Annotated in this window: 6 protein-coding genes and 1 pseudogene; 4 read left to right on the top strand and 3 right to left on the bottom strand. The window is 73.1% G+C overall.

Annotated elements, in window-relative coordinates; all coding sequences use genetic code 11:
• Nucleotides 1-237: 237 nt before the first annotated feature.
• Nucleotides 238-1,488: an MFS transporter gene (locus AB8Z36_RS24325; protein ID WP_369215498.1), complete on the top strand. Its 1,251-nt coding sequence runs from the start codon at nucleotides 238-240 to the stop codon at nucleotides 1,486-1,488.
• Between the two features lie 42 nt (nucleotides 1,489-1,530).
• On the opposite strand, the gene AB8Z36_RS24320 is transcribed toward AB8Z36_RS24325, so the two are convergent.
• On the bottom strand, nucleotides 1,531-1,752 hold the full coding sequence (locus tag AB8Z36_RS24320) for a DUF7489 domain-containing protein (protein WP_369215497.1): 222 nt from the start codon (nucleotides 1,750-1,752) through the stop codon (nucleotides 1,531-1,533).
• A gap of 201 nt (nucleotides 1,753-1,953) precedes the next feature.
• Between AB8Z36_RS24320 and AB8Z36_RS24315 the strand changes: the two genes are divergently transcribed.
• Nucleotides 1,954-3,177 (top strand): cytochrome P450 family protein, encoded by a 1,224-nt coding sequence (locus tag AB8Z36_RS24315; protein WP_369215496.1) that lies wholly within the window; start codon nucleotides 1,954-1,956, stop codon nucleotides 3,175-3,177.
• A gap of 26 nt (nucleotides 3,178-3,203) precedes the next feature.
• Here the strand turns inward: AB8Z36_RS24315 and AB8Z36_RS24310 are convergent.
• Nucleotides 3,204-3,343 (bottom strand): annotated as a pseudogene (locus tag AB8Z36_RS24310) (DUF4232 domain-containing protein); the annotation flags it as partial.
• A gap of 188 nt (nucleotides 3,344-3,531) precedes the next feature.
• Here AB8Z36_RS24310 and AB8Z36_RS24305 point away from each other — a divergent pair.
• A complete protein-coding gene (locus AB8Z36_RS24305; RefSeq protein ID WP_369215495.1) occupies nucleotides 3,532-3,879 on the top strand; it encodes a hypothetical protein in 348 nt (115 codons plus the stop codon).
• Between the two features lie 45 nt (nucleotides 3,880-3,924).
• Nucleotides 3,925-4,956, top strand: coding sequence for a right-handed parallel beta-helix repeat-containing protein (locus AB8Z36_RS24300; RefSeq protein WP_369215494.1), 1,032 nt, complete (start codon nucleotides 3,925-3,927; stop codon nucleotides 4,954-4,956).
• 6 nt (nucleotides 4,957-4,962) lie between these two features.
• Here AB8Z36_RS24300 and AB8Z36_RS24295 read toward each other — a convergent pair whose 3' ends face one another.
• Nucleotides 4,963-7,653: a DEAD/DEAH box helicase gene (locus tag AB8Z36_RS24295; RefSeq protein WP_369215493.1), complete on the bottom strand. Its 2,691-nt coding sequence runs from the start codon at nucleotides 7,651-7,653 to the stop codon at nucleotides 4,963-4,965.
• Between the last annotated feature and the right edge of the window lie 472 nt (nucleotides 7,654-8,125).

Here is an 8,125-nt window from a genome sequence, read left to right as displayed (position 1 = left end):
GCGGGTGCGCTGGAGGGCGGCGGGCCGGAGCCGCGATGTCGGTGGTGCGGCTCCAGCCAGTCCTCGGCGGGCGAACTTCACGGCTCGGGGACCGGGAGCCTTACGTCCTCCCCCGAGCCTAGAAGGCCGGACGGGCCAGCGGTAGTCCGCACCTGCCGTCAGTTCGGGGGAGCGCACGGGCGTGGCTAGGGTACGCGGATACAGCCGCCCCCCCGCGCCCCGGAGGCTCACGCCGCCATGGACCCGCTGCTCCACCGTCACCGCACCGCCCTCCAGCTGTGCTTCGCGATCCCCGGCCTGTCGCTCTCCACCTGGGTCACCCGCACCCCCGACGTCCGGGACCGGCTCGGCGCCTCCACCGCCGAGATGGGCCTGGTGCTCTTCGGCATGTCCGTCGGCTCGATGCTCGGCATCCTGGCGGCCGGGGTCCTGGTGGCACGGTTCTCGACCCGGCCCGTCATCGTCGCCTGCATGTCCTTGGTGCTGGCCGGTGTCGGCGTGGCGGCCCTCGGCACGACGGCGTCCTCGGCGCCCGTGGTGGCCCTCGGCCTGCTGCTCTTCGGCGCCGGTATGGGGCTCTCGGAGGTCGCGAGCAACATCGACGGTGCGGGCCTGGAACAGGAACTCGGCCGGCCCGTGCTGCCCGCGCTGCACGGCTGCTACAGCCTCGGCACCGTGGCCGGAGCGGGCCTCGGGGTGGCGGGCGCGGCGGTCGGCTTCCCAGTGCCCTGGCACCTCGCGGCCGTACTGGTTGTGGGGGCCGTGCTGTTCGCGTGCGTGATACCGAGGCTGCGCCCCGGCATCGGCCGCCGCGCACGGACCGGCGCCGGCGCCCGGGCCACCGCCTCCGACGCGGCCGAGGGGTCCCGGGAGCGCCGCCTCTGCCTCGACCCGCGGCTTCTGCTGATCGGCGGTGTGGTGCTCGGCATGACGCTCGCCGAGGGCGCCGCCACCGACTGGCTGCCGCTGCTGATGGTCGACGGTCACGACATGCCCGCCGATCTCGGGTCGCTGGTGTACACGGGCTTCGCCGCCGCCATGGCGGCGGGCCGCTTCGCCGGTGGTCCCGTGGTTGCCCGGGCCGGGCGGCCCGTGGTGCTCGGTGGCGGGGCGCTCCTGACGGCCGTCGGCATCGCCCTGGTGTCCTTCGTGGACTCCCCGGTGGCGGCCGGTTGCGCCGTGCTGCTCTGGGGGCTCGGCACCTCGCTCGGCTTCCCGCTGGCCCTCTCCGCGGCGGGCGATTCGGGGCCGGACACCGCCGGTCGCGTCGCGCTGACCTCCCGGATCGGCTACGTCGCGCTGCTGGCGGGACCTCCGGCCCTCGGCTTCCTCGGCGAACACCACGGACTGCGCGCCGCGATGATCCCCGTACTGCTGCTCATGCTGGTCGCCGCGGCCCTCTCGCCCGCTACCGCCACCGCCGCTGTGTCCCGGGTCCGGCGCACGGCGGCCACGGACGGCCGCCCGTACGACGGCAGCAGGATCTGACACCCCGGCCGGGCACGCCTGAGCCGCCCACGTCCCGGTCGTCTACGCCTTGACCGGATCGTCACCGGCCCCCTTGACGACGCGGTCGCCGACGGCGACCGACTTCCAGAGCCCGCGTGCGACGCGCACCTTCATGGCCGTGCCGTCGGGGCGCCGGATCTCCACGAAGTGATACATGTTCGCGCCGTCGAGCATGCCCCGTGACTTGTTCTCGACGATGCCTTCCCAGGCGTCGTCCGGTCCTGGTGTGCGGGATGTGAACATGCGGCGAGTCTAGGGAGGCCGACGGCCGGGGGAGCAGTGCCGCGAGACACGTCTTCGAGGGGACGGGTGTCCTGCGCGGGGTCGGACAAATGTACTGGGCGCAGTCCGGAGCTGAAACGGGGAGTGCTCCCCGCTCCGTGTTAGGGTCGCCCCCCGACATGCAAACGGGGAGTCCTCCCCACTTCCGTCCGGGAGCCGCCCATGCGCACGCAGCACCCCACCCACTCCCACCAGCCCACCGTGCAACTCACCGATTTCACCGAAGACTTCACGGCCGACCCGTACTCCGCCTTCGCCGCACTGCGCTCCCGCGGACCGGTCCACCACGCACGGTTCCCCACCGGCGACGAGTCCTGGCTGGTCGTCGGGCACGAGGAAGTGCGCGCCGCGTTCGCCGACCCGAGACTGCGCAACGACGTGCGGTACTCGGCCGACTTCGAGGACGACGGGCTGTACGCGGTGGGCCGCAACATGCTCCAGGTCGATCCGCCCGACCACACCCGCCTGCGCACCCTGGTGGCCCGCGAGTTCACCGCCCGCCGCGTCCAGGCGCTGCGTCCCCGCGTCGAGGAGGCGGCCGGCGCGCTCCTGGACGCCGTGGCCGCGGACGGCCGTACCGACCTCGTGGCCGCGTACGCCTATCCGCTGCCGCTCACCATCATCTGCGAGCTGCTCGGCGTGCCGGAGGCGGACCGGCCCGCCTTCCGCGCCTGGTCCACGCGGGTCGTCGCCCTCGACGATCCGGAGCGGTCCGCCCGCGCCTCGCAGGAGATGGGCGCCTACCTCGCCGGACTCGCGGAACAGAAGCGGGGGCTGCGGGAGGCGGCGGAGAGCGATCTGCTGCACGCCCTGGTCCGCGCGCACGACGCGGACGGGGCCGACCGGCTCACCCCGGAAGAACTGCTCGGCATGGCCTTCCTGCTGCTCGTCGCGGGGCACGAGACCACGGTCAACCTCATCGCCAACGCCGTACTCCTGCTGCTCGGCCACCCCGAGCAGCTCGCCGCGCTGCGCGCCGACCCCGAGCTCACACGGGGTGCCGTGGAGGAGGCGCTGCGCCTGGAGCCACCCGCGCCCGCGGGCACCTACCGCTACGCCGCGGAACCGATCGACCTCGGCGGCGCCCGCATACCGGCGGGCGCCCGCGTCGTGCTCTCCATCGCCGCCGCGAACCGCGACCCCGCGCGCTTCCCCGGCCCCGACCGGTTCGACATCCGCCGCGATCCGGCCGTGACCCGCGCTCACCTCGCCTTCGGGCACGGCCTGCACCACTGTCTGGGCGCCCCGCTGGCCCGCCTGGAGGCGACGCTGGCCCTGCGCATCCTGCTGGACCGCTTCCCTGACCTGGCCTTCGACGGTGACGGTACGCCGCGGTGGCGCACCAGCCTCATGCGGAGCCTGCGGGAGCTGCCGGTGCGCTGGTAGAGGGCGGCATCCGGCGACCCCGTGGGTCAGTTGGCCCCGCCCTGGCCCGCGCTGCCCATGGGCCCACCTTGACGGGGGAGCCCGCGTCGTCGGTGACGGGCAGGGTGCCCTTGCCCGGCCACTCGGCGGAGAACGGCTTCGTCTCGTCGGGCGGGGTCACCACGGGGGCGCTGACGCCGCGCCCGAGCCACCGAGTCGCCGCCGCCCCGCACCACGCCGCCCGAGCCCCGTTCCGCCCTGTGGCCGTATGCGGCCGGTGCCCCGCTACCAGCGGATTCAAGGTTTGCTCATGGTGTGTCCAAGGCCCGCCGAGCAAGGTTGCCCTCTGACAGGAGACCAGCATCGGAGGCAACGATGAGCAGCAGCACCAGCAGCAACCAGCACAGCGACATGCGGCGCGGCGGCACCCGCAGGCGAGTGGCCGTCCTGGTGACGGCCATGGCCCTGGCCGGGCTCGGCACCACGGCGACCGCGGGCACCGCCGCGGCGGCGTCACGCAGCGCCCAGGGCACGGCCCCCTCGTGCGTCGAGCGCTTCGTGCGGGGCCAGGGCGCGTCCGTCTACAACAACTGCGGCCGCACCATGAGGCTCCAGATCGTGGTCAGCCTGGGCCCGGACAGCAGCTGCCGCACGGTGGGCGCCGGTGGCGGCTTCCAGCACACGTGGAGCATCGGCACGTACGACAAGACCGTGACCTGCTGACCTGCTGACCTGCTGACCCGCCCAACCCATCACCGGAGCGCACAGTTGAAGACGCACACCTCACTCGCCGTCGCGGTCACCTGCCTGACCGCGGCAGGCATCGGCCTCTCGTCACCGGCCACCGCGCAGACGCGGCCCGGTCAGCCGGAGGACCTCACGGTCTACGTGGACGCCACCACCCGCGGGGTGCCGGAGGCGCCGGACACGCTCCGGACGTCCACGGTCGCCGAGGCGCAGCGGATCGCCGAGGCCAGACAGGCCCGCAACGTCACGATTCGCCTGGCCGCGGGCGTCCATGCCCCGATCGACTGGAGCTACGTCCCTTCCCCGGGCGGCCGGATCACCCTCAAGGGCGCCGACTCCACGGCCGCCGCCACGGTCGTCAGGTGCACCCGCTCGTCCTCCGAGTACGGTGTCAAGCTCGACGCGGGCGACGCGAACGCCGACGTCAGCAACCTGACCATCGAGAAGTGCCGACACGGCGGTATCCATGTCGGCGGCGCCTCGTCGGTCACGGTGCGGAACAACCTGATCCGCTACATCGGCAGCAAGTACGTCCCACGGGGCGATCCGGCGAAGGAGGGCTTCGGCGGCGTCCACCTGAAAGGGGCCAACCGCGCCACCATCTCCGGCAACCGCTTCTACCACCTGGAGAACAACGGGCGCAGCCCGGCCGGTGTGCACGGCGTGTACGCCGCCAACAACTCCGACGGCACCACCATCGCGAGCAACCGCTTCGGCTACATCTCCGGTGACCCGATCCGGTTCCGGCACGGCAGCGACAACGCCCGGGTCACCTCGAACCGCTTCTGGCGTGCCGGATACAAGGCGATCGTCAGCGACTGGCGCTTCGGCAGCGAGAAGTGCGGCAAGGGAACCGTCCTCAAGGCCAACACCGTGGGCAACCGGACCTACTCCAATGCCAAGTACGGCTCGGACGCCTCCAGGAACAGGACCACTCCGACGATGCGCAAGTGGGGCAAGGACTCCTTCAAGCCCGCCAACCTGGGCGGCTGTACGCCCGCGCCCGTCACCTTCGCCGGAAACAACAAGTGGACCGCCAGCAGGCCCTGGTAGCGCCCGCTAGGTCCAGCGCATGCCGATGGCGGAGAGCCGCTCCACGCGCTCGGGGGAGAGCGTGGCGGCTCTGCTCCGCTGGTTGCTGACCCAGGCGCCGAGCAGGAGCTCCCGCTCCTCCCGCCGCCCCGGTCCGCCGTCGGCGCCCAGGACCAGCCTCTCCACGTGCTTGCGCGGTACGCGCAGATGGCCCTCGCGTGCGTAGAACTGGTGGGCCGCCGCGTAGTTGAGTGCCCACTTGTCGGCCTGGGACGTGCGCGGCCTCGGCTTCTCCTTCTCGTCGGCCGGGCGGATGCCGAGGACGTGTTCGCACATCCACCGCTGCGCCTCGGTGAGCCGGTCGAAGCCGAGGCGCTGGGCGCGCACCCACCGCCCCAGGTCCTCGCCCTGGCGTACGGCGCCGCCCGGCTCCACCGGCAGCGTGCCGCCGGTCCGCAGATGCTGCCGTACGAGGTGGAAGCAGCGCTGCCACGCCACGGACCAGGCCGGACACCAGGCGGGGTCGATGTCCGCGAGCTGTTCGCGCCGTTCCTCCGGCAGGACGCCGCCGACGGGCGACCGGACGGGCCCGCCGCGGGTCGCCGCCCGCTCGATGTCCTGTGCGCGGCGCGCCGCGGCACGGGCGTTCTTCAGGAAGATACCCACCCGGTATCCGTGGTGGACGGCGTCGGTGGGCGCGAGGAGGTGGCCGTTCTCCTTCGCCCAGCCGCGGGCGGCGGCAAGGCCCTCCTCCCACGCGACGTCGTGGTGCGACCACACCATGCCCAGGTCGTCGAGCTGCTGGACCCGGTCGTCGCCCAGACGGCCGCGGGCATGGAACCTGCGGGCGTCGGCGATCCACTGCCCCAGCGGAAAGGCCGCGAGCGAGGCGGGCCACCCCGGGGCACCACCGGTGCCGTCCGGTCCCTCACTATCGTGCGCCCTCTCCTCGTACTCCGCGTCCGCGTCCTCGTCCTCGTCGTACGCGAGCTGACCCTGAGCGGCGGCGGGGACGCGGTAGGTGAAGGGGACGCGCAGGTCGCCGTGGAGCCGGGAGTAGATGACGGCGGCTTCCACGCCCCGTCGCCAGTGCTCGTGCTCGGGATTGACGACGCGCAGGTTGATGAAGGCCGCCAGCTGCGCGGGGTCGCGCGGCGTGGAGAACCGCAGGAGTTGCCGCGCGGGCCGGGAGGGCATGCGGAGCACGGCCCCGCTGCCCTGCTCGTCGCCCGCGTCCCCGTCGTCCCGCGAGGCATCGGATTCGGCCTCGGTGCCTGCTTCCCGCACGGGCCTGGAGCGGCTCGGTGCCTGCTGTTCGGCCAGCGCCTCCACCACCCGGGCGTCGTGCGCCCGGAGCGCCTCAAGCAGCTTCGCGAGACCGGCGAACGCCCGCGAGGTGAGCATGTTGTCGGCCGTCTCACCCGGCCCGAGCAGCACCGGAACCACGAGTGAGGCGGTCTTGCCCTCGTCGGGCCGCATCCGCAGCGCCCGGCCCACGGCCTGGACCAGGTCGGGCATGGAGCCCCGTACGTCGGCGAAGTAGACGGAGTCGCAGTTCTTGGTGTCGACGCCCTCACCCAGGACCTTCACCGAACTGAGGAAGCTCTTCTCGACCTCGGTGCCATTCGGGGCTACCCCCTCCGCGAACTCCGCGAGGACGCGACGCCGGTGGAGCGGCTTGTGCTCACCGCACAGCCAGTCGGCCCACACCGTCTCCGGATACAGCGCGCTGTCGGTGGCGTGCAGTCGGCGCGCGACCTCCGGGAGGCCGACCGCGAACGCCTCGGCCTCCCGCATGAAGTGGTGGAAGACGAGTGCGCGCCGGAAGTCCTCCTCCGTCGACGCCTTCACCAGAGCGGTCTGCAACGCGGCGAGCCGTGCTCCTCTCACCTGGTCCGAGCGTGCCTCGGTGCCCAGGAGCCGGGCGGCCTGGAACTGGGTGTCGGTGATGTCCAGGCACACCACCTGGTACGGCGCGCAGATGCCCCGGTCGATCGCCTCGGACAGGCTCAGCGTGTAGCAGCGGGCCCCGAAGGGGCCGTCCGGATCGTCCTCCATGGACGCGACCAGCTCACCCGGCACACCGAATCTGCCCGCCTCACCCGGACCACCCGCCTCACCCGGCTGCCCCTGGTCGTTGTCCTCGTCCAGCTGCCACAGGCGGGGCGTGGCGGTCATGTACAGCCTGCGCAGGGCGGGGATGCGGGTGTTGTCGTGCACGACCGCCCACGGTTTGCCGATCCGGCCCGAACACCGGTGCGCCTCGTCCACGACGATCAGGTCCCACCCCGGCAGGCCGCCCTGATGGGCGCGCTCAAGGGTGCCCATGCCCAGTGAGGCGTAGGTGGCGAAGACGGTGATCCTGTCGAACGGCCGCACCCACTCGATCAGCTCGTCCACGTCCGTGGTGTTGGCGAAGACGGCCTCCTCGCCCCGCAGGGACGACACCCCGACCATGGGGCCCGTACGGCCGCCCTCGCGCCACGCGGCCTCGGTCTGGACGAGCAGATCAAGGGACGGTACGAGGACCAGCACCCGGCCCGCCCGAAGCTCCTCGGCGCTCCGGGCGGCCACGAGACTCTTGCCCGACCCGGTGGCCATGACCACCTGAGTGCGCAGCCCCCGCTCGGGCACGACCGGCGGTACGGGCAGTTCGAGCGCCCGCAGCACCGCGTCCACGGCTTCGCGCTGATGGGGGCGGAGGTACTTCACAGCCACGTTCGGTTCTGCCTTCTTCCGCGGTTCGAGTGCACAGGTGCGGGTCGTGTGCACAAGCGGCGGCATGTGCACCAGCAGCATAGGAAACGAGGCCGCGGGGCCGCCGCCCGCGTCGGCGCGCGAATCCGCGGGAATCACGGTGTCGGCATGAATGGCATACGGATCGTGGCACGTGCGAGGGCTGGTGGCGGAGGTTCCGTGGAACGGCTGGTGTGCCATCCACGGCTTCCCCTGATCGCCGGTCTCGACTCCGGACGTCCCGCGGTCCGTGTCGTCGGCCGCGTCGACGACCGGCTCCGCGAGATCGGCGTCGTGGGCGCCGGGCGAGGAGCCCCCCCCCCCCCCCCCCCCCCCCCCCCCCCCCCCCCCCCCCCCCCCCCCCCCCCCCCCCCCCCCCCCCCCCCCCCCCCCCCCCCCCCCCCCCCCCCCCCCCCCCGTGCGAGGGCTGGTGGCGGAGGTTCCGTGGAACGGC

The sequence above is a fragment of the Streptomyces flavofungini genome (genome assembly GCF_041028215.1).
GTDB classification, from domain to species: Bacteria; Actinomycetota; Actinomycetes; order Streptomycetales; family Streptomycetaceae; genus Streptomyces; species Streptomyces flavofungini_B.
This window is presented reverse-complemented; position numbering and strand designations above follow the sequence as displayed.

What these genes read in the sequence shown, in the direction of transcription:
- AB8Z36_RS24315 (WP_369215496.1), top strand. Translation starts at nt 1,954, where the DNA reads ATGCGCACGCAGCACCCCACCCACTCCCACCAGCCCACCGTGCAACTC.
- AB8Z36_RS24305 (WP_369215495.1), top strand. Translation starts at nt 3,532, where the DNA reads ATGAGCAGCAGCACCAGCAGCAACCAGCACAGCGACATGCGGCGCGGC.
- AB8Z36_RS24320 (WP_369215497.1), bottom strand. Translation starts at nt 1,752, where the DNA reads ATGTTCACATCCCGCACACCAGGACCGGACGACGCCTGGGAAGGCATC.
- AB8Z36_RS24325 (WP_369215498.1), top strand. Translation starts at nt 238, where the DNA reads ATGGACCCGCTGCTCCACCGTCACCGCACCGCCCTCCAGCTGTGCTTC.